This window comes from Streptomyces sp. NPDC026206 (assembly GCF_040638465.1).
Lineage (GTDB): Bacteria > Actinomycetota > Actinomycetes > Streptomycetales > Streptomycetaceae > Streptomyces.
Genome location: NZ_JBEZYL010000003.1, coordinates 185,640 through 208,535 on the forward strand (window position 1 = coordinate 185,640; position 22,896 = coordinate 208,535).

General features: G+C 72.8%; 21 protein-coding genes. 7 read left to right on the plus strand and 14 right to left on the minus strand.

Annotation, left to right across the window (positions count from 1 at the left end; translation table 11 throughout):
• Position 1: 1 nt before the first annotated feature.
• The 9 genes from AB0F13_RS07190 to pdhA all read right to left on the minus strand — a co-directional run bounded on the left by AB0F13_RS07190 (position 2) and on the right by pdhA (position 11,560).
• Entirely contained in the window at positions 2-562 is a 561-nt protein-coding gene (locus AB0F13_RS07190) for a bacterial proteasome activator family protein (protein ID WP_362076525.1), read from the minus strand.
• Between the two features lie 278 nt (positions 563-840).
• A complete protein-coding gene (locus AB0F13_RS07195) occupies positions 841-1,347 on the minus strand; it encodes a hypothetical protein (protein ID WP_362076528.1) in 507 nt (168 codons plus the stop codon).
• A gap of 500 nt (positions 1,348-1,847) precedes the next feature.
• On the minus strand, positions 1,848-2,825 hold the full coding sequence (locus AB0F13_RS07200; RefSeq protein ID WP_362076531.1) for an NAD(P)H-quinone oxidoreductase: 978 nt from the start codon (positions 2,823-2,825) through the stop codon (positions 1,848-1,850).
• A gap of 37 nt (positions 2,826-2,862) precedes the next feature.
• Positions 2,863-3,936, minus strand: a complete 1,074-nt coding sequence (locus tag AB0F13_RS07205; RefSeq protein ID WP_362076534.1) for a potassium channel family protein — start codon at positions 3,934-3,936, stop codon at positions 2,863-2,865.
• Positions 3,933-5,522, minus strand: coding sequence for a molybdopterin-binding protein (locus AB0F13_RS07210; protein ID WP_362076537.1), 1,590 nt, complete (start codon positions 5,520-5,522; stop codon positions 3,933-3,935). The genes AB0F13_RS07205 and AB0F13_RS07210 overlap by 4 nt, the downstream gene beginning before the upstream one ends.
• Positions 5,523-6,812: 1,290 nt before the next feature.
• Positions 6,813-7,736 (minus strand): NTP transferase domain-containing protein, encoded by a 924-nt coding sequence (locus AB0F13_RS07215; RefSeq protein WP_362076540.1) that lies wholly within the window; start codon positions 7,734-7,736, stop codon positions 6,813-6,815.
• Positions 7,737-7,782: 46 nt separating this feature from the next.
• On the minus strand, positions 7,783-9,342 hold the full coding sequence (locus tag AB0F13_RS07220; protein ID WP_362076543.1) for a dihydrolipoamide acetyltransferase family protein: 1,560 nt from the start codon (positions 9,340-9,342) through the stop codon (positions 7,783-7,785).
• Positions 9,342-10,394: an alpha-ketoacid dehydrogenase subunit beta gene (locus tag AB0F13_RS07225; RefSeq protein WP_362076546.1), complete on the minus strand. Its 1,053-nt coding sequence runs from the start codon at positions 10,392-10,394 to the stop codon at positions 9,342-9,344. Before AB0F13_RS07225 ends, AB0F13_RS07220 begins: the two co-directional genes overlap by 1 nt.
• Complete coding sequence (gene pdhA, locus AB0F13_RS07230; protein ID WP_362076549.1) at positions 10,391-11,560, minus strand: pyruvate dehydrogenase (acetyl-transferring) E1 component subunit alpha; 1,170 nt, start codon at positions 11,558-11,560, stop codon at positions 10,391-10,393. The genes AB0F13_RS07225 and pdhA overlap by 4 nt, the downstream gene beginning before the upstream one ends.
• Positions 11,561-11,730: 170 nt before the next feature.
• Between pdhA and AB0F13_RS07235 the strand changes: the two genes are divergently transcribed.
• Positions 11,731-12,237, plus strand: coding sequence for an Lrp/AsnC family transcriptional regulator (locus AB0F13_RS07235; RefSeq protein ID WP_362076552.1), 507 nt, complete (start codon positions 11,731-11,733; stop codon positions 12,235-12,237).
• Positions 12,238-12,338: 101 nt separating this feature from the next.
• Here AB0F13_RS07235 and AB0F13_RS07240 read toward each other — a convergent pair whose 3' ends face one another.
• Positions 12,339-12,932 carry a TetR/AcrR family transcriptional regulator gene (locus AB0F13_RS07240; RefSeq protein ID WP_362076555.1) on the minus strand — a complete coding sequence of 198 codons (594 nt, stop codon included), beginning with the start codon at positions 12,930-12,932 and terminating at the stop codon, positions 12,339-12,341.
• 2 nt (positions 12,933-12,934) lie between these two features.
• A complete protein-coding gene (locus tag AB0F13_RS07245; RefSeq protein WP_362076558.1) occupies positions 12,935-14,458 on the minus strand; it encodes a 3-hydroxyacyl-CoA dehydrogenase in 1,524 nt (507 codons plus the stop codon).
• 174 nt (positions 14,459-14,632) lie between these two features.
• Here AB0F13_RS07245 and paaN point away from each other — a divergent pair, with 174 nt between their 5' ends.
• Complete coding sequence (gene paaN, locus AB0F13_RS07250) at positions 14,633-16,339, plus strand: phenylacetic acid degradation protein PaaN (protein WP_362076561.1); 1,707 nt, start codon at positions 14,633-14,635, stop codon at positions 16,337-16,339.
• A gap of 5 nt (positions 16,340-16,344) precedes the next feature.
• Here the strand turns inward: paaN and AB0F13_RS07255 are convergent, their stop codons facing one another.
• Genes AB0F13_RS07255 through AB0F13_RS07265 form a run of 3 tightly spaced genes read right to left on the minus strand, consistent with a single transcriptional unit; the run spans position 16,345 to position 19,113 of the window.
• Positions 16,345-17,106, minus strand: coding sequence for a TrmH family RNA methyltransferase (locus AB0F13_RS07255; RefSeq protein WP_362076564.1), 762 nt, complete (start codon positions 17,104-17,106; stop codon positions 16,345-16,347).
• Positions 17,107-17,110: 4 nt separating this feature from the next.
• Positions 17,111-18,439 carry an HTTM domain-containing protein gene (locus tag AB0F13_RS07260; protein WP_362076567.1) on the minus strand — a complete coding sequence of 443 codons (1,329 nt, stop codon included), beginning with the start codon at positions 18,437-18,439 and terminating at the stop codon, positions 17,111-17,113.
• Positions 18,436-19,113 (minus strand): DUF5819 family protein, encoded by a 678-nt coding sequence (locus AB0F13_RS07265; protein WP_362076570.1) that lies wholly within the window; start codon positions 19,111-19,113, stop codon positions 18,436-18,438. The genes AB0F13_RS07260 and AB0F13_RS07265 overlap by 4 nt, the downstream gene beginning before the upstream one ends.
• A gap of 200 nt (positions 19,114-19,313) precedes the next feature.
• Between AB0F13_RS07265 and paaA the strand changes: the two genes are divergently transcribed.
• The 5 genes from paaA to paaE are packed head-to-tail and all read left to right on the plus strand — an operon-like array spanning position 19,314 to position 22,822.
• On the plus strand, positions 19,314-20,264 hold the full coding sequence (gene paaA, locus AB0F13_RS07270; RefSeq protein WP_362076573.1) for a 1,2-phenylacetyl-CoA epoxidase subunit PaaA: 951 nt from the start codon (positions 19,314-19,316) through the stop codon (positions 20,262-20,264).
• The gene (gene paaB / locus AB0F13_RS07275) at positions 20,261-20,548 is read left to right on the plus strand and encodes a 1,2-phenylacetyl-CoA epoxidase subunit PaaB (RefSeq protein ID WP_362076576.1); all 288 of its coding nucleotides are present in this window, start codon (positions 20,261-20,263) and stop codon (positions 20,546-20,548) included. Before paaA ends, paaB begins: the two co-directional genes overlap by 4 nt.
• Positions 20,545-21,246, plus strand: a complete 702-nt coding sequence (gene paaC / locus AB0F13_RS07280; RefSeq protein ID WP_362076579.1) for a 1,2-phenylacetyl-CoA epoxidase subunit PaaC — start codon at positions 20,545-20,547, stop codon at positions 21,244-21,246. The genes paaB and paaC overlap by 4 nt, the downstream gene beginning before the upstream one ends.
• On the plus strand, positions 21,240-21,737 hold the full coding sequence (gene paaD, locus AB0F13_RS07285) for a 1,2-phenylacetyl-CoA epoxidase subunit PaaD (protein ID WP_362076582.1): 498 nt from the start codon (positions 21,240-21,242) through the stop codon (positions 21,735-21,737). Before paaC ends, paaD begins: the two co-directional genes overlap by 7 nt.
• The gene (paaE, locus tag AB0F13_RS07290) at positions 21,737-22,822 is read left to right on the plus strand and encodes a 1,2-phenylacetyl-CoA epoxidase subunit PaaE (protein WP_362076585.1); all 1,086 of its coding nucleotides are present in this window, start codon (positions 21,737-21,739) and stop codon (positions 22,820-22,822) included. The genes paaD and paaE overlap by 1 nt, the downstream gene beginning before the upstream one ends.
• The last annotated feature ends 74 nt before the right edge of the window (positions 22,823-22,896 follow it).

A 22,896-nucleotide genomic window follows, 5' to 3' on the forward strand; every position in this document is an offset into this window, starting at 1 on the left:
TTTACAGATACGGGCCGGAACGCGCTCCGCCGTGCTGCTGGCCGTCGTGCTCGTCGTCGCCCATCACACCGGGCGGCAGCGCCCGGCGCATCTGCTCCAGCTGCGCCCGTGCGGCCATCTGCTGGGCGAACAGGGCGGTCTGGATCCCATGGAAGAGCCCTTCCAGCCAGCCGACCAACTGGGCCTGCGCAATGCGCAGTTCGGCCTCCGTGGGGATCGTCTCGTCGGTGAAGGGCAGGGACAGCCGCTCCAGCTCCTCCACCAGCTCGGGCGCGAGACCGTCCTCCAGCTCCTTGACGGAGCTGTGGTGGATCTCCTTGAGCCGGACCCGGCTCGCCTCGTCCAGAGGCGCGGCGCGCACTTCCTCCAGCAGCTGCTTGATCATGCTGCCGATGCGCATGACCTTCGCGGGCTGTTCCACCATCTCCGTCACCGGGACCTCGCGCAGCTCGTCGTCGCCGTCCCCGACGCCGGGGCTGGCGCTGCCGAGAGCCATGCCGTCCGGCCCTACGACCAGGACGTGCGGGCTCTCCTGCGACCGTTCATTCCTCGGCATATCCATGCCGCCATTCTCTCGCACATGTGATTTCCCCCTGTTGATGCCCCCGTACACGCCTGATCCACCGTGGGGGCGCGCAGGGGCGCACGCGATTTACGGGCGCACGCCCGCCCGGATGACGCCTCCCGGGCACGACGGGCGGCACAACGGACAGCACAACGGACGGCACAAAGGACGTTCCGCGGATACGTGGCCGGTACGCGGTGGGTACGCGGTGGGTACATGGCGGGTACCGGTGGCGGGTACGTGGCGGAAGAACGGCCCTGGTCAGACACCGCGGGCTAACGCCGCCGAAGGCGCAGCGCGATGAATCCCAGCCCCAGGCCCGTCAGTGCCATCCCCGTGCCCAGCGGGAGCACCCGCATCACCCGGTCGGCGGGATCCGCACGCCGCGCGGGCGCGCGGGCCGCCCGCCCCGGCGCGTACGCGGGGGGCTGCGGGGTCCGGACGGCCGGTGCCCCCGGCTCCGCCCCTTCCACCGCCTCAGCCTCCTCGGGCGCCGCGCCGGACGACGCGTGCGGCCTGGACCTCGGGGGCGCGCCCGGGGGCGACTCCGTCGCCCTGCCGGGGTGCTTGCGGCCCTCGCCCGCCACCGTCCCGGCCAGTTGCCCGGCGCCGGGGGTCGGGGGCGAGGAGGGGAACACCGTGGTCGAAGTCGTGGCCGTCACGGGAACCGACGGCGCCGGAGCTGTGGGCTCCGGTTCCTCGGCCCGCGCCGACCACGGTGCTATCAGCGCCGCCGACACCGCCAGCCCGAGCAGGGTCACCGTCCGCGATCCACCGCCCATGTCGCCACCCTCCGCAAGAGACACCCCCCACGGACACCCCAACCCTCACACGCCCTCTGCCGCGAGGCGCGGCTGAGCGGCCGGTCGAGTGACGGTGCCGCGGCCGGGTGACGGCTGGGGGCGTGCGGATGAGGTGCCACGGCCGGGTGACGGCTGCGGGCGGTCGGATGACGGTACGGCGGAGCGACCGCTGCGGGCGGGCGGATGACGATGCCGCGGCCGGGCGACGGCTGCGGCCGGGGGGCGGCTGCGGCCGGGGGGCAGCTGCTGGCGGTCGGATGACGTGCCGCGGCCGGGGGCGGCTGCGGGCGGGTGACGGCTGCGGCCGGGCAGATGACGATGCTGCGGCCGGGCGACGGCCGCAGGCGGTCGGGCGACGACTGCGGCCGAGCGACGACTGCTGGCGGTCGGATGCCGCGGCCGGTAGAGAGCCGCGGCCGGGCGACGGCCGCGGGCTGTGGTCCCGTAGACATGCGCGCCGGGCGGTCACGTGGGGGCGGTCACGTGGTCAGCAGCACCTTGCCGACGTGCGCGCTGTCCTCCACGACACGGTGCGCGGCCGCCGCGTCCCGCATCGGCATCGTGCGGTCGACGACCGCCCGTACACGTCCTCCGGCGATCAGCGGCCAGACGTGCTCGCGCACCGCCGCCACGATCGCCGCCTTCTCGGCGAGAGGCCGCCCGCGCAGCGAGGTCGCCGTCACGGCGGCGCGCTTGGCCAGCAGCTTGCCGAGGTCGAGTTCGCCCTTGCGGCCGCCCTGGAGGCCGATGACGGCCAGCCGGCCGTTGACGGCCAGGGCGTCGAGGTTCCGCTGGAGGTACTTCGCTCCGATGATGTCGAGAATGACGTCCGCGCCGATGCCGCCCGTCACCTTGTGCAGTTCCTCGACGAAGTCCTGTTCGCGGTAGTCGACGAGGATGTCCGCGCCCAGTTCGCGGCAGCGCTCCAGCTTCTCCGCGCCGCCCGCCGTGACCGCGACGCGCGCGCCGACCGCCTTCGCGAGCTGCACGGCCATGGTGCCGATGCCGCTGCCGCCGCCGTGCACCAGGAAAGTCTCCCCGGGCCGCAGGTGGGCCACCATGAACACGTTCGACCAGACCGTGGCGGTCACTTCGGGCAGCGCCGCGGCCGAGACGACGTCCAGGCCGTCGGGTACGGGCAGCAACTGACCCACGGGGACGCAGACCTTCTCCGCGTAGCCGCCGCCCGCCAGTAGCGCGCACACCTCGTCGCCGGCGGCCCAGCCGCTCACCCCGGGCCCCAGCGCCGCGATGCGGCCGGAGACCTCCAGCCCGGGGTAGGGGGAGGCGCCGGGCGGCGGATCGTAGAAGCCCTGTCGCTGCAGCAGGTCGGCGCGGTTGACGCCACTGGCCACGACCTCGACCAGGACCTCCCCCTCGCCGGGCACGGGATCGGGGACCTCGTCCCAGACCAGGGCCTCGGGTCCGCCGGGTACGGGAATGGTGATCGCATGCATGTCCGCGAGGCTACTCCCGTGCGTACGAGCGCGCGTGCTACTCCGCGTCGCCGTGCGGGCGCGCCCGTACGATCGTGATCAAGCGGTCCGTGGGCTTCAGCGGGCTCGCCTCCGGATCGTCGTACCCGAGCAGCCGGTGGCCGCGCAGGACGGACACCACCAGGTCGTCGGTGTCGCGCACGCCGCGCCCCACCTCGGCCTTGACCACCGGGCGTTCGACCAGGTCGAGGCCGCTGCCCTGCTGGATGAGGTCCTCCATGACCGTGCCGGCGCTGGGGCTGAGCACGGACAGGCCCAGCAGCCGGCCCGCCGCGCTCGCGCTCGTGATGACCGCGTCCGCTCCGGACTGCCGCAGCAGCGGGGCGTTCTCCTCCTCCCGTACGGCTGCGACGATCTTCGCGGTGCGGTTGAGCTGGCGGGCGGTGAGCGTCACGAGCACGGCGGTGTCGTCGCGCGCGGTGGCGACGATGATCTGACGGGCTTTCTGGATCTCGGCGCGCAGCAGGACGTCACTGCGGGTCGCGTCGCCGATGACGCCCGCGTAACCGTGCGCGGTGGCCGACTCGACGGCCTTGGGGTTCGGGTCGACGACGACGACCTTCTCCTTCTCGCGCGGATTGCCGGACGCCGCGCAGATCGTCTGCACGGCCGACCGGCCCTTGGTGCCGAAGCCGACGACGAGGGTGTGATCGCGCAAGGCGGACCTCCAGCGGGTCAGCCGCCACTGCTCGCGGGTGCGCTCGGTGAGGACCTCGAGGGTGGTGCCGACCAGGATGATCAGGAACAGGACACGCAACGGCGTCACGAGCAGCACATTGCTCAGGCGGGCGCTGTCGCTGTACGGGACGATGTCGCCGTATCCGGTGGTGGACAGGGTGACGGTGGAGTAGTAGACGGCGTCGAGGAAGTCGACGCTCCCGTCGGCGTTGTCGTGATAGCCGCCGCGGTCCGCGTAGACGATGAAGACCGTGGCGACCATGATCAGCAGCGCGATGAGCAGACGCCGGCCGACCTGGCGTATCGGCGCCACGCGGTAGCGGGGCAGCAGGACGCGGAAGTCGCTCTCGTGGCGCACGTCGCGGGCGGCGGCGTCGTGACTGGGCAGGATCACCAGGCGCCTCCTGCGGACCCGTCCTGCCACGGCAGGCAGAGCAGCTCCGCCTCGCCGCCCCGGTCCGTACCGCCCGGCGGGACGACCGCCAGCGCGTCGGCGCCCGCGAGGCCGCGCAGCATGGCGGGCCCGTTGAAGCGCAGCGGCCGGACCCGGCCGCCGCCCGCGTGGGCGACGGGCACCAGGCGGGTGTCGGCCAGGTGGCCGGGCACGACGTCGGTGAGCACCGCGTACGCGGGCTCCTGCTCGGGACGGCCGGCGAGCATCCGCAGCAGGGGCTCGGCGAGCGTCAGCAGACCGGCCACGGCCGCCAGGGGGTTGCCGGGGAGCCCGACCAGGTGCCGGCCGGGCGCGAGGCGGGCGAGCAGCATCGGGTGGCCGGGGCGGACCGCGACGCCGTTGACGAGCAGCTCGGCCCCGAGGTTTCTCAGGGTGGGGTGGACGTGGTCGACCGGCCCGGCGGCGGTCCCGCCGGTGGTGAGCACGACATCGGCGTCCGAAGCCTCCAGCGCGGCACGCAACGCGGTGGCATCGTCCCCCAGCCGCCGCACCTCGGCCACCTCCGCGCCGAGCGCCCGCAGCCAGGGCCCGAGCATGGGCCCGAGCGCGTCACGGATACGCCCCTCGTGCGGCAACCCCTCGCGCAGCAGCTCGTCACCGAGCACGATCACCTCGACGCGGGGCCGCGGCGTGACCGTCAACTGGTCGTACCCCGTAGCCGCCGCCAGCCCCAGCACGGCCGGAGTGACGAACGTGCCGGCCGGCAACAGCCCCTCACCGGACTGGCACTCCTGCCCCCGGGGCCGGATGTCCTGCCCCTGCGTGAGGTGCCGGCTCGCGTACAACTCCCCCTGGGGCCGCACGATGCCGTGTTCGCTGCGCAGCACAGAGGTCGCACCCGGCGGCACGCGGGCACCGGTGGCGATGCGGATGGCCTCGCCGTCCCGAAGAGGACCGACATCGGGACAACCGGCCAGAATCCCCGCCTCCTGCCCCTGCGGCAACCGCCAGGGCCCCGGCCCGGCGACGGCCCAGCCGTCCATGGCGGAGGTGTCGAAGGACGGCAGATCAATGAGCGCGTTCAACCGTGCGGCGAGCGTATGCCCGAGCGCATCGTCGAGATCCAGCACGCGAGAAGCGAGCGGCTCACCGGCCTGCGCTGCGATGCGACGCGCGTCGAACCAGGTGAGGAGGGGGCGGCGGGGGCTGGGGCGGTCGGGGCGGTTGGGGGGCGGGGCTTGGGTGGGGGTGGGCTGCTGGAGGGGATCGGGGAGGGGCACGGGGACGGGCTCGTGCGGGGTGGCCGACGGGGCGGGGGTGGTGCCGGAGGGGGTGCCGGACGGGGTGCCGGACGGGGTGCTGTCTGGCGGTTCGTTGAGGGCGGGGGGCTTGATGGGGTCGTGGGGGTGAAGGGGGTCGTGGGAGTCCGGGGTGTCGGGGAGGCCGTGGGACGCACTGGCGGCATGGAGATCACGGGACGCGCCGGGGACGCGGGGCTCGTGTGCATGGCGGGGCTCGATGCCATGCCGGGGCTCGTGTGCGTGGCGGGGCTCGTGTGCGTGGCGGGGCTCGGTCGTCCGGCCCATCCGGCCATTCGGGGTCGGGGGCTCGGGGGCCTTCCCTGGCTCGCCCGTCCCGCCAGTGCGGCCATCGGGGGCCGGGGAGGCAGGCGTGTCACAAGGCGCGCCGCCACTTCGACCCGATCGACGTTCGGGGGCCGGGGAGGCAGGCGTGTCACAAGGCGCGCCGCCACTCCAGCCCGATCGGCGTTCGGGGGCCGGGGAGGTCGACATACCGCAGGGCTCGCCGCCACTCCGAACCGTGCAGCCACCGGAAGCCAGGGAGGCAGGCGTGTCACAAGGCGCGCCGCCACTCCGGCCTGATCGGCGTTCGGGAGTCTCGAACCCGGGCGTGTCGCAGGGGTGGCCGATGCCGTCCGTCCAACCGTCGCACGCCACGGGCCGAGTCGCGTCGCCGGGCGGCTCCCCATTGCAGCCCGCCCGGTCGGCAGGGACCGCGACCCGAGGCGCCCCGGCGTGCCCGTCCATCCCGGCCGCCCACCCGTCGGGATCGCCGGGCTCCCCATTCCAGCCCGTCCGGCGTTTGAGGACCGGGGTCCGGGGCGGAGCCCCGGTTTCGGGAAGGGGCGGGGCTGGGGAAGAGGGGCCCCCCCCCCCCCCCCGCGGGCCCCCCCCCCCGGCCCCCCCCCCCCCGGGGGGGGCGGGCGGCCCCCCCCCCCCCCCCCCCCGCGGGGCCCCCCCCCCGGGGGGGGGGGGGCCCCCCCCCGGTTTCGGGAAGGGGCGGGGCTGGGGAAGACTCCCCCTCCAACCCCCCGGAGCCCACCCCCTCGCGACCCCCCGCCCGCATCGTGTCGTAAAAGCGCACCCCCACGAAGGGCACATCGAGCTCATCACCCCCCGATGCCCCCGCAACACCCTCGGCGCCCCCGGCGCCCCCCGCCCACTCGCCGCCCCGAACCCCGTGACGCCGCTCGGAAACGGAATCGGCAAACGGATCCCGAACGAAGTCGAACGAGAAATACCCCGCACCCGCTACCGCCGCCGGCGGCCCGGCCACAGCCTCGTCCGGCACCCACCGCTCATCGGCATGGGAACCGGCACCGGCATCGGCCCTGGCATCGGCCCTGGCCCCGGTCCCGGCATCACCAAGCAGCGCCAACGCCTCCTCCGTGGCACGCTCGAGCGCCGCATCGCCACCCTGCTCGCCCTCAGGCTTGCGCTCACCCCCACGCCCGTGCTCGGCCCCACGCTCGCGCTCACCTCCGCGCCCGTGCTCACCTCCGCGCCCGTGCTCGGCCCCACGCTCGCGCTCACCCCCGCGCTCACGCTCACCCCCGCGCTCGGACCCACGCTCACTCATGACGGCTCGTCAGACGTACAGGCTTCCTCGGCCCAGCGCGCGGCCAGCGCCACCGCCTTGCGAGCCGCCTCGGCCACCGCCTCCGGGCCACCACCACGCTGCGCGGCGGCGTATCCGACCAGGAAGGTCGTCAGGGGTGCGGCAGGGCGTGCCACACCGTGCGCGGCGTCGCGCGCGAGGTCGAGGAGGCCGGCCGTGTCGACATCGAGTTCGATGCCCAGCTCGGCCTTGACGGCGGCAATCCATTCTTCCAGCACGCTCCTATCGTCCCTGATGCGTGCGCGGGCCGCGCCGATGTCCTCCCAGGTGTCGCAGTCGAAGGAAGCGGTGGGATGGTGCAGCCGGGCGAGCGCCAGCTCGGCGGTGAGCAGCCGCAGCGGCAGGCCGCTGAGAGTGCCGTGCTCCGCGACGAGCAGCCCGAGCTCGCGCAGCAGCGGCTCCACCAGGTACGCCCCGACCAGCGGCTGCTCACGCCCACCGGCATCGGTGAGAACGACACCCTCGACCCCGTCGGCACCCCCAACACCGTGTGCCCCAACAACACCACCAGCGCCTACGGCACCATCAACACCCCCCACACCCCCACCGTCGTCCAGTCCCGCCAGCAGCGCCCGTACGGTCTCAGGCCCCAGAAAAGGCAGGTCCGCGGAGAGGACGAGCACCCGGTCCGCCCGCACGTGGCGCAAGCCGGCGGCCAGGGCGGCGAGGGGACCGCCACCCGGGGGTTCCTCGCGGGCCCAGGTCACCGGCCGGACCGTGGGGCGGCGCGGCCCCACCACCACCGTGCGTCCGGCATCGGGGCAGGCACCCAGCACGCGGTCGAGCAGTGGGCGCCCACCGACCCGTACCGCGGGCTTGTCCGCCCCGCCCAGCCGCCGTGCCGCGCCTCCGGCCAGTACTACCGCCTCGTAAACCGTCACCCGTCGAGTATGTCGAGTATGGCGAGCCCAACGGAGCGCGGTCGGATCAGACCGTCCGCAGCAGCACCGCCGGCTGCTCGACGCAGTCGGCCACGTAGCGCAGGAAACCGCCCGCCGCGCCGCCGTCGCACACCCGGTGGTCGAAGGTGAAGGACAGCTGCACCACCTGCCGTACGGCCAACTCGCCCTCGTGTACCCACGGCTTGGGGGCTATTCGGCCGACGCCGAGCATCGCGGCCTCGGGATGGTTGATGATCGGGGTGGAGCCGTCGACGCCGAACACCCCGTAGTTGTTGAGGGTGAACGTGCCGCCGGTCAGCTCGGCGGGGCTGAGCTTGCCCGTCCGCGCGGCCTCGGTGAGGCGGGCCATCTCGACCGACAGCTCGACGGCGTTGCGCGCGTTCGCGTCCCGTACGACGGGCACGACCAGGCCCCGCTCGGTCTGGGCGGCGAAGCCCAGGTGGACGTCCGGGAGCGTGACGATCTCCTGGGCCTCGGTGTCCACCGTGGCGTTGAGCTCGGGGTACTTCGCGAGTGCCGCCGTGCAGATCCGCGCCAGCAGGGCGAGCAGCGATACCTTGGCGCCGCCGGAGGCGTTCATCGCCCGGCGCGCCGCCATCAGCTCCGTGGCGTCGGCGTCCACCCAGCACGTGGCGTCCGGGATCTCCCGGCGGCTGCGGCTGAGCTTCTCCGCGACTGCTCCGCGCACACCGCGCAGCGGTACGCGCAGGCCGTCGCTCACCCGTCGGCCCGCCGCCACGCGGCGGCCCGGCCGGGCCGTCTCGGGCCGGTGCCCGGGACGTGCGGCCGCAGCCTGTGCCGCCTGGGCGGAGTGCGGGGCGGGGGCCGCGTGGGCCGCGTGCAGCGCTTGGGCGTCAGGATTCGCGGACACGGCGTGTGCCGCCTCCTCGACGTCCGCGCGGGTGATCAGCCCGTCCGGGCCGGTGCCGCGCACCTGGCTCAGGTCCACACCGCGTTCCCTCGCCACGCGGCGTACGAGCGGCGAGATCACCGCTGTCGACGTCGGTGCGGGCACCCGTTCGACCGGGCGACCGCTCTCGCGGTCCGGAGGCCGCACCCTGCGGCGCCGGGCCGCGGGCGCCTGCGTTCCGTAGCCGACCAGCACATTGCCCGACCCCTCGTCCCCGCCACCGGAGCCGGAACCGGCCGCGGAGCCGGAACCAGGCGCGGAGCCGGAACCAGGCGCCGGACCCGAGCCGGACGCGGCACCCGAGCCGGATGCAGGCTCCGAGCCGGATGCAGAGCCGATGGCGGATCCGTTACCGGCCGGCCCCCCGCCCGGCACCCCAGGCGCCCCGGTCGGCGCCGCGGTCGGCGCCCCGGCCGTCCGCTCCGCCGACTCCCCCACCGCCACGGTCAGCAGCGGGGCGCCGACCGGAAGTTCCGTACCCTCCTCGCCGAAGCGAGCGGTGACCACGCCGCCGTAGGGGCAGGGGACCTCCACCATCGCCTTCGCCGTCTCGACCTCGACCACGGGCTGGTCGACGGCGACGACGTCACCGACACCCACCAGCCAGCGGACGACCTGCGCCTCCGTGAGCCCTTCGCCCAGGTCGGGCAGCGTGAACTCGCGCACCACCGCCATCAGAGCGCACCACTTTCATCAGTGTTCTCGTCAGAGGTCCATTCCGCTTCCCACTGCAGCCGCGCCACCGCGTCCAGGACCCGGTCCACGCCCGGCAGATGGTGCTTCTCCAGCATCGGCGGCGGGTACGGGATGTCGAACCCCGCGACCCGCAGCACCGGCGCCTCCAGGTAGTGGAAACAGCGCTCGGTGATCCGGGCGGCGATCTCACCGCCCGGGCCGCCGAAGCCCGTCGCCTCGTGAACGACCACGGCCCGGCCGGTCCGGCGTACGGACGCGCAGACGGTCTCCTCGTCGAACGGCATCAGCGACCTGAGGTCGACGACCTCCAGGTCCCAGCCCTCGGCCGTGGCCGCCTGGGCAGCCTCCATACAGACCGGCAACGACGGGCCGTACGTGATGAGCGTCGCCGAGGAACCCGGCCTGCGGACGACCGCGCGGCCGATGCCCGGCACCTGCTCCGGGCGCTCCGGGTCCCAGCCGGCCTTGGACCAGTACAGCCGCTTGGGCTCCAGGAAGATCACCGGGTCGTCGGAGGCGATCGCGGCGCGCAACAGCCCGTAGGCGTCGGCCACGGTCGCCGGGGCGACGACGTGGAGGCCGGGCGTGGCCAGGTAGTAGGCCTCGGAGGAGTCGCTGTGGTGCTCGACGCCGCCGATGCCTCCGCCGTAGGGGACGCGGACGGTGATCGGCATGGGCATCGCGCCGCGCGTCCTGTTACGCATCCGGGAGACGTGGCTGATGAGCTGCTCAAAGGCGGGGTAGGCGAAGGCGTCGAACTGCATCTCCACCACGGGCCGCAGCCCGTACATGGCCATGCCCACGGCCGTCCCCAGGATGCCCGCCTCGGCCAGGGGGGTGTCCGTGCAGCGGTCCTCGCCGAACTCCTTGGCCAGGCCGTCGGTGACCCGGAAGACGCCGCCCAGCGTGCCGACGTCCTCGCCGAGGACGTGGACGGCCGGGTCGTCGGCCATGGCGTCGCGCAGCGCCCGGCCGAGAGCCTGAGCCATGGTGGCGGGCTTGCGACCGGTTTCGACAGGCGCGGTGGTCATCGCTGCCTTCCTTCCTGGGGGCCGCCCTCCAGGGGGCCCGGGAGCTCCCCCGCGGCAGTCAGCTCAGCACGCAATTGTGCTGCTTGCTCGCGCAGTTGGGCAGTCTGTTCGGCGTAAACATGTGTGAACAGTTCCATCGGGTCGAGCACGGGGTCCTGATTCATCCGCTCGCGCAGATCGGCGGCCATCCGCTCGGCGGCCTCCTGCTCTGCCCGTATCGCGGCGTCGTCCAGCAGCTCGCGTCCGGTCAGCTCCCGTTCCAGCAGGACGATCGGGTCGTGGGCGCGCCAGGTCTCGACCTCGGCGTCGCTGCGGTAGCGGGTGGCGTCGTCGGCGTTGGTGTGGGCGTCGACGCGGTAGGTGACGGCCTCCACGAGCGTGGGGCCGCCGCCGGCCCGGGCGCGGTGCACGGCCTCGGAGAGCACCTGGTGGACGGCCGCGGCGTCGTTGCCGTCGACGAGGCGGCCGGGCATGCCGTAGCCGACGGCCTTGTGGGCGAGCGAGGGCGCGGCGGTCTGCTTGGCGAGCGGTACGGAGATGGCGAAGCCGTTGTTCTGGACGAGGAAGACGACCGGTGCCCGCCAGACGGCGGCGAAGTTGAGGGCTTCGTGGAAATCGCCCTCGCTGGTGCCGCCGTCGCCGACCATGGCCAGCGCCACGACGTCGTCACCTTTGAGCCGTGCGGCGTGCGCGAGGCCGACCGCGTGCGGGAGCTGGGTGGCCAGCGGGGTGCACAGGGGTGCGACGCGGTGCTCGTGCGGGTCGTAGCCGGTGTGCCAGTCGCCGCGCAGCAGGGTCAGCGCCTGCACGGGGTCCAGGCCGCGCACGACGGCGGCCAGGGTGTCGCGGTAGCTGGGGAAGAGCCAGTCCCGCTCCTCCAGTGCCAGCGCGGCGGCCACCTCGCAGGCCTCCTGCCCTGTGGAGGAGGGGTACACCGCCAGCCGGCCCTGCCGGGTCAGGGCAGTGGCCTGAGTGTTGTAGCGGCGGCCGCGCACGAGCTGGCCGTACAGCCTCCTGAGCAGGTCCGGGTCCAGCCCGTCGACGGCGTCGGTACCCAGCAGGCGGTACGGCTCGGCGTCGGGCAGCAGCGGGGCCGGGTCGGTACGGGGTTGCCAGGCCGGGGGCGGGCTGGGCCGGTACGAGCCGGGCTGCTCCAGAACCGTCATGACGAGCACCTCCTCTTGGGACGAGCTTGACTGGAAAGCGTCGTGCGCTCTCCCTACCGATTGTTCGGTCGTCAGCACTTTTTGGCTACAGGCGGCCCGAGCCTGTGGACAAACGGTTCTCCACAACTTGAGATATGAACAGGACGTCCATGAAGGGGAGGCATGGCGGTATGCCGGACGAACAGATGGCCACTTCGGGCGGCAGACCGGCTGCCCGACCACTCGATGACATCGACCGCTCGATCCTGCGCATGCTCCAGAGCGACGGACGAGCCTCGATACGGTCCGTGGCCGAGCGTGTACACGTCTCGCGCGCCAACGCCTACGCCCGGATCAACCGGCTCATCGACGACGGCGTCATCAAGGGCTTCGGTGCCCGCGTCGATCACGAACGGGCCGGGCAGGGCGCGTCGGCGTACATCACCCTGAAAATCGTCCAGAACTCCTGGCGCACGGTCCGGGAGGAGCTGCGCGAGCTGCCGGGGGTGGCTCACATCGCCCTGGTGAGCGGGGATTTCGACGTCCTGCTGCTCGTCCACACCAGGGACAACCGGGCCCTGCGCGAACTCGTCCTCAACCGCATCCAGGCGATCGACGAGGTGCTGAGCACCCGGACGCTGCTGGTCTTCGAGGAGACGGACCTCAAGGAGGACCGTCCGCTCGACGAGGGCCGCTGACGGGGGCCGCCGACCGGAGGGCCGGCAACCGGAGGGCCGGCGACCGGAGGGCCGGCGACCGGACGGCCAGCGACCGGACGGCCAGCGACCGGGGCCCGCCGCTAGCTGTACATGCGCAGGCCGGCGAAGGCCGTGTGGACCACCGCGTCGGCCACCTCGTCGCTGGTGGCGGCCCCGCCGCGCTCCGGCCGGTACCACTCCACGACGGAATTGATCATTCCGAAGAGCAGCCGGGTCGCCAGCCGGATGTCCACGTCCTGCCGGAGGTCGCCGTCTGCCGCGGCCTGCTTCAGCAGCTCGGCGACCTGGTGGTCGAACTCGCGGCGGCGTTCCATGGCCCACCGTTCGGTGTCCGTGTTGCCCCGGACGCGCAGCAGCAGCGTCACATAGGGCAGCTCGGCCATCAGCACCTCCACCGTGCGCCGGGTGACGTACTCGAGCCGGTCGATGGCCCGCCCGTCGGTGGCGCCGGGCTCGCCCAGCACGGCGAAGAGCCCGTCCAGCGACCGGCTTATCGCGAGCCGGAGCAGCTCCTCCTTGCCCTTGACGTGGTGGTAGATCGAGGACTTGGAGATGCCGGCCGCCTTGGAGAGGTGCTCCATGGACGTGCCGTCGTAGCCCCGCTCGTTGAACACCTTGACGGCGACCGCGAGCAGCGATTCGGGCGTGTAGGTGTCGCGCTTGGCCATGGTCATGATTACAGCAGGCTCTCCTTGACGGCCGCACGGCGGCGCAGGGGCTGACAGGCGGCGTAGCGGCCGCCCGGGTACTCGTGGTCCATGTTCCGCAGGAACCGGTCGAGCCACTCGGTGTCCAGGGCCCGGATCCACTCCAGCGGTCCGAGGGGGTAGTTCACGCCTTTGCGCATGGCCGTGTCGATGTCCTCGGGGCTCGCCACGCCACGGCCTGCCGCGTCCTCGGCGAAGTCGACGAGCAGGGCGACCGTCCGGGCGACGATCATGCCGGGGGTGTCGCCGATGACGCTGACCTCCTTGCCGAGGGCCTGGAACAGGCCGATGGCCGCTTCGACGTCCGCCCGCGGCGCCGTCGCGGAAGGCGCGAGGGCGACGCGGGCGCAGGTGCGGTAGTCGAGGGCCAGGTCGAAGTCGATGCGCGGGCCCAGGCAGGCGGCGTTGGTGGGCCCCCGGCCGTCGGCCAGGGCGAGGCGGGTGCCGCCCGGCAGGACGATGCAGCCGTCGAAGCTGTTCCCGCCGCTGTCCCGGCTGACCTCGATGCCCGCCTCCTCGATCATCTGCGGCAGAACGGCGGCGGGACCGGACAGCCTGAGGCGGTGGCCGACGGCCGCTGGCGCCGGGCACGGCCCGGCGGTGTGCGGTACGGGCCCGTCGGCGCCCTCGCCGTGGTCGTACCACCCCCGGCCCGTCTTCCGCCCCAGCAGCCCGGCCTCCACGAGGCGCTGCTGGGCGAGCGAGGGCGTGAACTTCGGGTCATGAAAGAAGGCCTCGTACACCGAACGGGTGACGGCGTTGTTCACATCCTGGCCGATGAGGTCGGTCAGCTCGAAGGGGCCCATGGCGAAGCCACCGCTCTCGCGCAGGACGGCGTCGATCGTGGCGGGATCGGCGGCACGCTCCTCGTACACGCGGAACGCCTCGGCGTAGAACGGCCGGGCAATGCGGTTGACGATGAAGCCCGGGGTGTCCGCGCAGCTCACGGGCGTCTTGCCCCAGGCGGCGACGGTGGCCCGGGCCCGCTCGGCGGCTGCCGCGTCCGTGGCGTGGCCCTGGACGACCTCCACGAGGGGCAGCAGTGGTGCGGGGTTGAAGAAGTGCAGGCCGACGAAGCGGCCGGGCAGGCGGAGGGCGCCCGCGACGGCGGTCACGGAAAGGGAGGAGGTGTTGGTGGCGAGGAGGCAATCGTCAGGAACGACCGATTCCAGCTCGCCGAACAGCTTTTGCTTGGCGGGGAGTTGTTCGAGAATCGCCTCGATGACGAGCGCGGAATCGGCGAGGTCGGTCAGCTGCGCGGCAGGCCGCAGGCGGCCGAGCGCCGCGTCCCGGGCGGCCGCGTCGAGCCTGCCCTTGTCCACCAGCCGGCTCAGGCGCGCGGCGATCGATCGCGCCGCCTCCGCCGCCCGGCCGGGCGCGGCGTCGTACAGCCGTACGGGATGGCCGGCGACCAGGGCGACCTGGGCGATTCCCTGTCCCATGGTGCCCGTGCCGACGACGGCGACGGTGCGGGCCGGGTCGATTGCGGTCATGTCGGTGATCCTCCCCGATGAGTTGTCCACAGGTTTGCCGGGCCCCCTTGTCCCGACCGATCGTTCGGTTACTGTATCTATCCGGGGCTGCTCATGGCCTCCGAACGCTGTCGCCCGATCCCTGTCGCCTTAGTCGCACTGTCAGAGCCCCGCTCGACGAGGAGTTGGTCAGACGTGACCGCCGCACTCACCACCGCCCAGTTGATCGAGAAGCATCTCCCCACGCTCGACCAGGCCCTGGACGCCATCCGCACACGCGCGTACTGGTCGCCGTACCCGGAGCACCCGAAGGCCTACGGCACGGACGGTCAGGGCGTGCCCGGCAGCCTGGGCGCCGCCGAAGGCCAGGCCGCGTTCGACGCCCTGCGCGGCGAGCGCTTCGAGCTGGACCAGCCGGGCACGGACGGCTGGGCGGGCGGCGAGGTCTCGCCCTACGGCCTGGAGCTCGGCGTCGAGTATCCGCACGCCGACATCGATGTCCTGATCCCCGCCCTGCGCGCGGCCATGCCCGAGTGGCGCGAGGCGGGACCGAAGGCGCGGGCCGCGGTGTGTCTGGAGATCCTCGCGAGGATCAACGCCCGTACGCACGAGTTCGCCCACACCGTCATGCACGCCAGCGGCCAGGCGTTCATGATGGCGTTCCAGGCCGGCGGGCCGCACGCCCAGGACCGCGGCCTGGAGGCGGTGGCGTACGCCTACGCCGCCCAGAGCTCCGTGCCCGGCTCCGCTCAGTGGGTCAAGCCGCAGGGCAAGCGTGATCCCCTGGAGCTGAGCAAGGAGTTCACAGCCGTGCCACGCGGCGTCTCGCTGCTCATCGGCTGCAACACCTTCCCCACGTGGAACGGCTACCCCGGCCTGTTCGCCTCGCTCGCCACCGGCAACGCCGTGCTGGTCAAGCCGCATCCCCGCGCGGTGCTGCCGCTCGCGCTGACCGTGCGCATCGCGCGCGAGGTGCTGCGCGAGGCCGGGTTCTCCCCCGACCTGGTCGCGCTGGCCGCCGAGCGCGACGGCGAGGGCATCGCCAAGGCCCTGGCGGTACGCCCGGAGGTCCGCATCATCGACTACACCGGCTCCACCGCCTTCGGCGACTGGCTGGAGGCCAACGCCCGCCAGGCGCAGGTCTTCACCGAGAAGGCCGGGGTCAACACGATCGTCGTCGACTCGACGGACGACTACAAGGGCATGCTCTCCAACCTGGCCTTCTCCCTGTCCCTGTACAGCGGCCAGATGTGCACCACCCCGCAGAACCTCCTGGTCCCCCGCGAGGGCATCGGCACCGACGCCGGTCACAAGTCCTACGACGAGGTGGTCACCGACCTGGCCACCGCCGTGGACAAGCTGCTGGGCGACGACGCCCGGGCCAACGCCCTGCTCGGGGCCATCGTCAACGACCAGGTGAAGGCCCGTATCGACGCCGCCGCGCAGCTGGGCGAGGTCGCCCTGGCCTCCCGCTCCGTGGCCAACCCCGACTTCCCGGGCGCCACGGTCCGTACGCCCGTCATCGTCAAGCTGGACGGCGCCAAGCCCGATGCCGAAGCCGCCTACCTCTCCGAGTGCTTCGGTCCGGTGGCGTTCGCGGTGGCCGTCGATTCGGCCGCCGACGCCGTGGAGCTGCTGCGCCGCACGGTGCGGGAGAAGGGCGCCATGACGGTCGGCGCCTACACCACGTCGAAGGACGTCGAGCGGCTGGTCGAGGATGCGTGCCTGGAGGAGTGCGCCCAGCTCTCCCTCAACCTGACGGGCGGGGTGTACGTGAACCAGACCGCCGCGTTCTCCGACTTCCACGGCTCGGGCGGCAACCCGGCGGCCAACGCGGTGCTGTGCGACGCCGCGTTCGTCGCGAACCGCTTCCGCACGGTGGAGGTGCGCCGCCAGGGCTGAGCGCGTCAGGCCGGTACCGGGCCGCCCCAGTGGAAGAGCGTCATGGCGACGCTGGTGGCGAGGTTGTAGCTGGACACCTGGGGCCGCATGGGCAGGGCGACCAGACGGGTCGCCCTGGCCCGCAGCTCGGGGGAGATGCCGTGCCGCTCGGAGCCGAAGGCGATCAGCGCGTCGTCGGGTACGGCCAGCGACCTGATGTCCTCGCCCTCGGGGTCCAGGACGTACAGCGGCCCCGGCGGCAGCTCCTCCAGGGGCAGCCGCTCGACGGCCGTCGCGTAATGCAGCCCCGCGCCGGACCGCACGGCATTCGGGTGCCAGGGGTCGAGGTCCCCGGTGGTGACCACGCCGGTGGCCCCGAAGCCCGCGGCGAGGCGGATCACGGCGCCGACGTTGCCGAGGTTGCGGGGGTTGTCCAGGACGACGACGGGCGAGCAGCGGGGCAGCCTCGCCATGGTGTCGAGGTTGGCCCGGCGGTCACGGCGTGCGGCCAGGGCGGCCACCCCCGTGGGGTGGACCCTGGGCACCAGAGCGCGCAGGGTCTGCGCGGGCACTTCCACCAGCAGACCGTCGAGCGTGTCCGTCAGGTCGTCGGCCAGGTCGGCCGCCAGGGTCAGGGTCGCGGCCTTGTCGCTGGTGACGGCGGCGCCCACCTCCGCGCCGAAGCGCAGGGCGTGCTTGAGCGCGTGGAAGCCGTCGAGCAGTACGGCCCCGGGTGCGTCGGCGGCCCACTTCCGCAGCACGGCGGCGCCGGCGTCGTCCTCGATCATTGGCTCAGCCTACGGTCCGCCCCTCGCCACGGGCCTGCCCGGACACCTCTCCGACCTGCCCGGACGCCTCTTCGACCTGCTCAGACACCTCTCCAGCCTGCTCAGGCAACAATCCAGCCCGTCCGGCGTTTGAGGACCGGGGCCCGGGGAGGAGCCCCGGTTTCGGGAAGGGGCGGGCAAGGGGAAGGCTCCGGCTCCGGCCAACCACCCGGCCCAGCCGCCGCAGGAACGACGTCGGCAAGAAGACCGCATCCGCCACCACCATCGCCAGGGAAAAGAACGGCAGCCCCAGCATCACGGCGATCCCGACGTGCTCCGCCATCATCACCACCAGCAGCACGTTCTTCACCCGCCGGTTCAGCAGCGTGAACGGGAAGGCGACCTGCGCCGCCACCGTGCCATAACTGAGCAGCAGCACGATGATCCCGCTGGCGGCCAGGGCGTGGGAGAGCCAGGGCCACGGCGAGAAGTAGTCGATGTGCATCGGGTAGTAGAGGGCGGTGCCGTCCTGCCAGCGCGAGCCCTGGATCTTGTACCAGCCCGCCGTCGCGTAGATCAGGCAGACCTCCGCCATGATCACCAACAGGGCGGCGTTGTGCGCGAGATGAGCCAGCGTGTCCAGCACGGCCCGGGGCTCGCCGGGGGCGTGGCGCCGCACGGCCCACCACAGGCCGTGGACCAGCCACAGCCCCCACAGGGCGGTCGCCCAGCCGATGCCCGGCAGCGGCCCCTCGTCCGTCCACGACATGCCGGTGCCCACCAGGGCCTGCGCGAGGGTGAGCGCGAGGCCGCAGAGCGCCCACAGCACGATGCCGGGTACGTCCCGGTCGCCGTCGGCGCCCTCCCGCGGGCCACCGGCGCCCGCACGGCGGGCGGCGCGCCGGGCGTCGAGAGACCACACCTGACCGCAGCGCGTGAGCACGGTATAGAGGGCCATCAGGTGGATGACGTTGTCACCGCCGTCGCCGATGAAGACGCTGCGGTTCTGCAGCGACAGCACCGCGAGCATGGAGAGCACCGACATGGTCCGTGTGCGCCACCCGAGCATCAGCAGCGCACTGAAGATCATGGCCAGCGCATAGACGGTCTCGAACCACACCGTGCTGTCGGACCACATCAGTGCCGTGAACGCGTGGTTGTCGCCCGTCAGCTGCTCGGCCATCCCCCAGCTCCAGGGGGCATCCGGCCCGTACAGCTCACGGCGGTTGGGCCATTCGCGGAGCAGGTAGCACAGCCAGGTGAAGGAGAGGCCGATGCGGATGACGGCCGTCTGGTAGGGGCCGAGGGAGGAGCCGGTGACGCGGGCGAGCCCGCGCGTCAGGGAGGTGATCACCGGGAGTTCACCTCCGCGAGGTCGGCGGTGGTCACCGGCCACCAGCTCAGCACCCGGTGCACCGGCTTGGTGTCGGCCTTCTCGTCGCTCCACGGCGGCGGGGCGATGGCCGTGGTCACGGACCGTACCTGCACGCGCTCGACGGTGCGGCCGTCCTGCGTGGCGCCCAGCCGGGAGACCACGATGCGGCGGATGTACTGCTCGGAGAGGCGGCCGCGCAGGCCGGCGGGCTGCTCCCGGGCGTCGTGGGTACCGGCGTAGAAGTCCCAGGCGCGGCGGAGTTCGTTCTGCCGCGTGTGGCTGGGAAGCGGGTTGTGGAGGATGGCGGCGCCGTCCCGGGCCGACAGGTCGGTCCACGGGGTGACGGTCGTCCGGCCGTCGGAGCCGCGCAGCTCGGCGCGGGCTTGGACGGCGACGTTCTGCTGGAGCGGGTTGGGGGCGAAGAACTTCCAGTTCTGTTCGTACTCCGGATAGATGTAGTCGTCGATCGCCGCCGCGTGCTGCTTGCTGACCGTGTTCGACGGCGCGACGTGCAGGAACACCATGCCCAAGTGCACGGCCGCGGCCAGCCCGGTCACCGCGACTCCGGCCGCGACGACTATGCGGGACGGCAGTGACAGCCCCTCCAGCCCGGCGTCGCCGCCGGACTGCTCGCGCCCGTCGTCCCTCTCCATACCCGCCCCGATTCCGCGTACCGCTCCGATGCCGTGTACCGCCGGGGGACCCGGCGTTGCACCCGAACGGTACCGACGCCGCCTCACACGGCACAGCGCCCCCGGGTTATCCACAGGGTTGACAGTGCCCGGGCCGGGATCCACCATTGAACCGAACGATCGGTCGGTAGGGAGATTCGGCAGAAGCGAGGGGGCACGGCATGACGACCATTGCGCCGGAGGCAAGGACACCCGAGGCGGTGTTCGATGCCGCCGTGGCCGCAGACGAGCGCATCGAGCCGCGCGACTGGATGCCCGACGCCTACCGCGCCACCCTGGTCCGCCAGATCGCCCAGCACGCCCACTCCGAGATCATCGGCATGCAGCCCGAGGCCAACTGGATCACTCGGGCGCCCTCGCTGCGGCGCAAGGCGATCCTCATGGCCAAGGTGCAGGACGAGGCGGGTCACGGCCTGTATCTCTACAGCGCCGCCGAGACCCTCGGCACCAGCCGCGACGAGCTGCTCGACAAGCTGCACACGGGCCGCCAGCGCTACTCCTCGATCTTCAACTACCCCACCCTCACCTGGGCGGACGTGGGCGCCATCGGCTGGCTCGTGGACGGCGCGGCGATCACCAACCAGGTCCCGCTGTGCCGCTGCTCCTACGGGCCGTACGCCCGCGCCATGGTCCGCATCTGCAAGGAGGAGTCCTTCCACCAGCGCCAGGGCTACGAGCTCCTGCTGGCACTGAGCCGGGGCACGGAAGCCCAGCACGCCATGGCCCAGGACGCGGTGGACCGCTGGTGGTGGCCGTCGCTGATGATGTTCGGCCCGCCCGACGACGAATCGGCGCACTCCGCCCAGTCCATGGCCTGGAAAATCAAGCGCCACTCCAACGACGAGCTGCGCCAGCGCTTCGTCGACATCTGCGTCCCCCAGGCCGAGTCGCTCGGACTCACGCTCCCCGACCCGGCCCTGCGGTGGAACGAGGAGCGCGGTCACCACGACTTCGGCGCCATCGACTGGGATGAGTTCCACGAGGTGCTCCGGGGCAACGGCCCCTGCAACGACCAGCGGATCAGCCGGCGCCGGCAGGCGCACGAGGAAGGCGCCTGGGTGCGCGAGGCGGCCGCCGCATACGCGGCCAGGCATGGGGAGGCGAAGGCATGACCGGCACCGACTGGCCGCTGTGGGAGGTGTTCGTGCGCAGCAGGCGAGGACTGTCGCACACCCACGCCGGCAGCCTGCACGCACCGGACGCGGAGATGGCCCTGCGCAACGCCCGCGACCTGTACACCCGGCGCTCCGAGGGCGTCTCGATCTGGGTGGTGCCCTCCACCACGATCACCGCCTCCTCGCCCGACGAGAAGGACCCCTTCTTCGAGTCCGCCGCCGACAAGCCCTACCGCCACCCCACGTTCTACGACATCCCCGAGGGGGTGCGGCACCTGTGACCGCCGCACTGGCTCTCGGCGACGACGCGCTGGTCCTCTCCCAGCGGCTGGGCGAGTGGGCCGGCAACGCGCCCGTACTCGAGGAGGACGTCGCCCTCGCCAACATCGCCCTCGACCTGCTCGGCCAGGCCCGCACCCTGCTCTCCCTCGTCGGCGACGAGGACGAGCTGGCCTACCTCCGCGAGGAACGCGCCTTCCGCAACGTCCAGCTGGTCGAGCAGCCCAACGGCGACTTCGCCCACACGATCGCCCGCCAGCTGTACTTCTCCGTCTACCAGCAGCTGCTCTACGGGCAGCTGGCCGCAGTGGACGGACCGCTGGCGCCCCTGGCGGCCAAGGCCGTCAAGGAGGTCGCCTACCACCGCGACCACGCCGAGCAGTGGACGCTACGGCTCGGCGACGGGACACCGGAGAGCCACGCCCGCATGCAGCGCGGCCTGGACGCGCTGTGGCGGTACACGGGCGAGCTGTTCGAGCCGGTCGAGGGCCTGCCCGTGGACTGGGCCGCACTGCGCGACGGCTGGCTGACGAGGGTGACCGGCGTCCTCGAGCGCGCCACGCTGGCCCTCCCCTCCGGTTCGCAGGCCGGCGCATGGACGGCCGGCGCGGGCCGGCAGGGCATCCACACCGAGCCGTTCGGCCGGATGCTCGCGGAGATGCAGCACCTGCACCGCAGCCACCCGGGGGCGACATGGTGACCGCACCGACCCCCCTCGAAGAAGAGCTCCGCACCCTGGCCGGGGCCGTCCCGGACCCCGAGCTGCCGGTGATCACACTGGCCGAGCTGGGTGTCCTGCGTGCCCTGCACGTCACCGGACCCGGCCGGGTGGAGGTGGAGCTCACCCCCACCTACACCGGTTGCCCGGCCGTGGAGACGATGTCGGCGGACATCGAGCGGGTGCTGCGCGAGCACGGCATCCCCGAGGTCGAAGTGCGTACGGTCCTCTCCCCGGCCTGGTCCACCGACGACATCACGGCCGAAGGGCGCCGCAAGCTGGAGGAGTTCGGCATAGCGCCGCCGCGGCCGTCGGTTGCGAGCGGCCCGGTCATGGTCGGCCTGGCCATCCGCTGCCCCCACTGCGGCTCCACCGACACCACGCTGCTGAGCCGCTTCTCCTCCACCGCCTGCAAGGCACTGCGCCGCTGCGAGGCATGCCGCGAACCGTTCGACCACTTCAAGGAGTTGTGATGGAAGCGGCCCGCCATGGCGCCTTCCACCCGCTGCGGGTGGCAGCCGTCGAACCGCTCACCGACGACTCGGTCGCCGTGACCCTCGCGGTGCCCACCGAGCTGCGCGCCGTCTTCCGCCACACCCCCGGCCAGCACCTCGCCCTCCGCCGCACCGTGGACGGCGGCGAGATACGCCGCACCTACTCCATCTGCGGCCGGGCGCCCGGCACCGACGGACCGCAGACACTGCGGGTGGCGGTGCGGCTGGTGGACGGCGGGGTGTTCTCCACGTACGCGCTCAAGGAGCTGGCCTCGGGCGACACGGTGGAGGTGATGGCACCGGCCGGGAGGTTCGTGCTGGAGCCCCGCCCCGGGCACTTCGCCGCCGTCGTCGGCGGCAGCGGCATCACGCCCGTGCTGTCCATCGTCTCGACCCTGCTGGCGCAGGAGCCGGCGGCCCGGTTCTGCCTGATACGCAGCGACCGCACCACCGCGTCGACGATGTTCCTGGACGAGGTCGCCGACCTCAAGGACCGTTACCCGGACCGGTTCCAGCTCATACAGACCCTCTCCCGCGAGGAGCAGCAGGCGGGGCCCGCCTCCGGGCGGCTGGACGCCGAGCGGCTGACCCGGCTGCTGCCCGCGCTGGTGCCGGTGGAGGCGGTCGACGGCTGGTTCCTGTGCGGTCCCTACGGACTGGTGCGGGGTGCCGAGCGGGCGTTGCGCGGGCTCGGCGTCGCCCGGGACCGGATCCACCAGGAGATCTTCCACGTGGAGGAGGCACCACCGGGTGCCCAGACCCCCGCCACGGCGACTCCGGCGCCCGAGCACAGCACGGTGACCGCCAAGCTGGACGGGCGCGGCGGCAGCTGGCCGGTGCAGGACGGTGAGTCGCTGCTGGAGACGGTGCTGCGCAACCGCGCCGATGCGCCGTACGCCTGCAAGGGCGGGGTGTGCGGGACGTGCCGGGCGTACCTGGTCTCGGGCGAGGTGCGCATGGACCGCAACTTCGCGCTCGAACAGGAGGAGTTGGACGCCGGCTATGTGCTGGCCTGCCAGTCGCATCCGGTCACGGAGAAGGTGGAGCTGGACTTCGACCGCTGAACGTACTGACGCCGAAGGCACGTCGGTGTTTCCCATCGAGGCGCGCCGGTGATTCCCCTCGCGGCACATCGGCG

Bases quoted from the DNA above. Each gene is read 5' to 3' on its own strand.
- AB0F13_RS07245 (WP_362076558.1), bottom strand. From the start codon at position 14,458: ATGACCGCAATCGACCCGGCCCGCACCGTCGCCGTCGTCGGCACGGGC.
- AB0F13_RS07255 (WP_362076564.1), bottom strand. From the start codon at position 17,106: ATGATCGAGGACGACGCCGGCGCCGCCGTGCTGCGGAAGTGGGCCGCC.
- AB0F13_RS07220 (WP_362076543.1), bottom strand. From the start codon at position 9,342: ATGGCGGTGGTGCGCGAGTTCACGCTGCCCGACCTGGGCGAAGGGCTC.
- AB0F13_RS07190 (WP_362076525.1), bottom strand. From the start codon at position 562: ATGGATATGCCGAGGAATGAACGGTCGCAGGAGAGCCCGCACGTCCTG.
- AB0F13_RS07225 (WP_362076546.1), bottom strand. From the start codon at position 10,394: ATGACCACCGCGCCTGTCGAAACCGGTCGCAAGCCCGCCACCATGGCT.
- paaB (WP_362076576.1), top strand. From the start codon at position 20,261: ATGACCGGCACCGACTGGCCGCTGTGGGAGGTGTTCGTGCGCAGCAGG.
- AB0F13_RS07210 (WP_362076537.1), bottom strand. From the start codon at position 5,522: ATGGGCCGGACGACCGAGCCCCGCCACGCACACGAGCCCCGCCACGCA.
- paaD (WP_362076582.1), top strand. From the start codon at position 21,240: ATGGTGACCGCACCGACCCCCCTCGAAGAAGAGCTCCGCACCCTGGCC.
- AB0F13_RS07265 (WP_362076570.1), bottom strand. From the start codon at position 19,113: ATGGAGAGGGACGACGGGCGCGAGCAGTCCGGCGGCGACGCCGGGCTG.
- paaA (WP_362076573.1), top strand. From the start codon at position 19,314: ATGACGACCATTGCGCCGGAGGCAAGGACACCCGAGGCGGTGTTCGAT.
- AB0F13_RS07200 (WP_362076531.1), bottom strand. From the start codon at position 2,825: ATGCATGCGATCACCATTCCCGTACCCGGCGGACCCGAGGCCCTGGTC.
- AB0F13_RS07240 (WP_362076555.1), bottom strand. From the start codon at position 12,932: ATGACCATGGCCAAGCGCGACACCTACACGCCCGAATCGCTGCTCGCG.
- paaE (WP_362076585.1), top strand. From the start codon at position 21,737: ATGGAAGCGGCCCGCCATGGCGCCTTCCACCCGCTGCGGGTGGCAGCC.
- AB0F13_RS07235 (WP_362076552.1), top strand. From the start codon at position 11,731: ATGCCGGACGAACAGATGGCCACTTCGGGCGGCAGACCGGCTGCCCGA.
- pdhA (WP_362076549.1), bottom strand. From the start codon at position 11,560: ATGACGGTTCTGGAGCAGCCCGGCTCGTACCGGCCCAGCCCGCCCCCG.
- AB0F13_RS07195 (WP_362076528.1), bottom strand. From the start codon at position 1,347: ATGGGCGGTGGATCGCGGACGGTGACCCTGCTCGGGCTGGCGGTGTCG.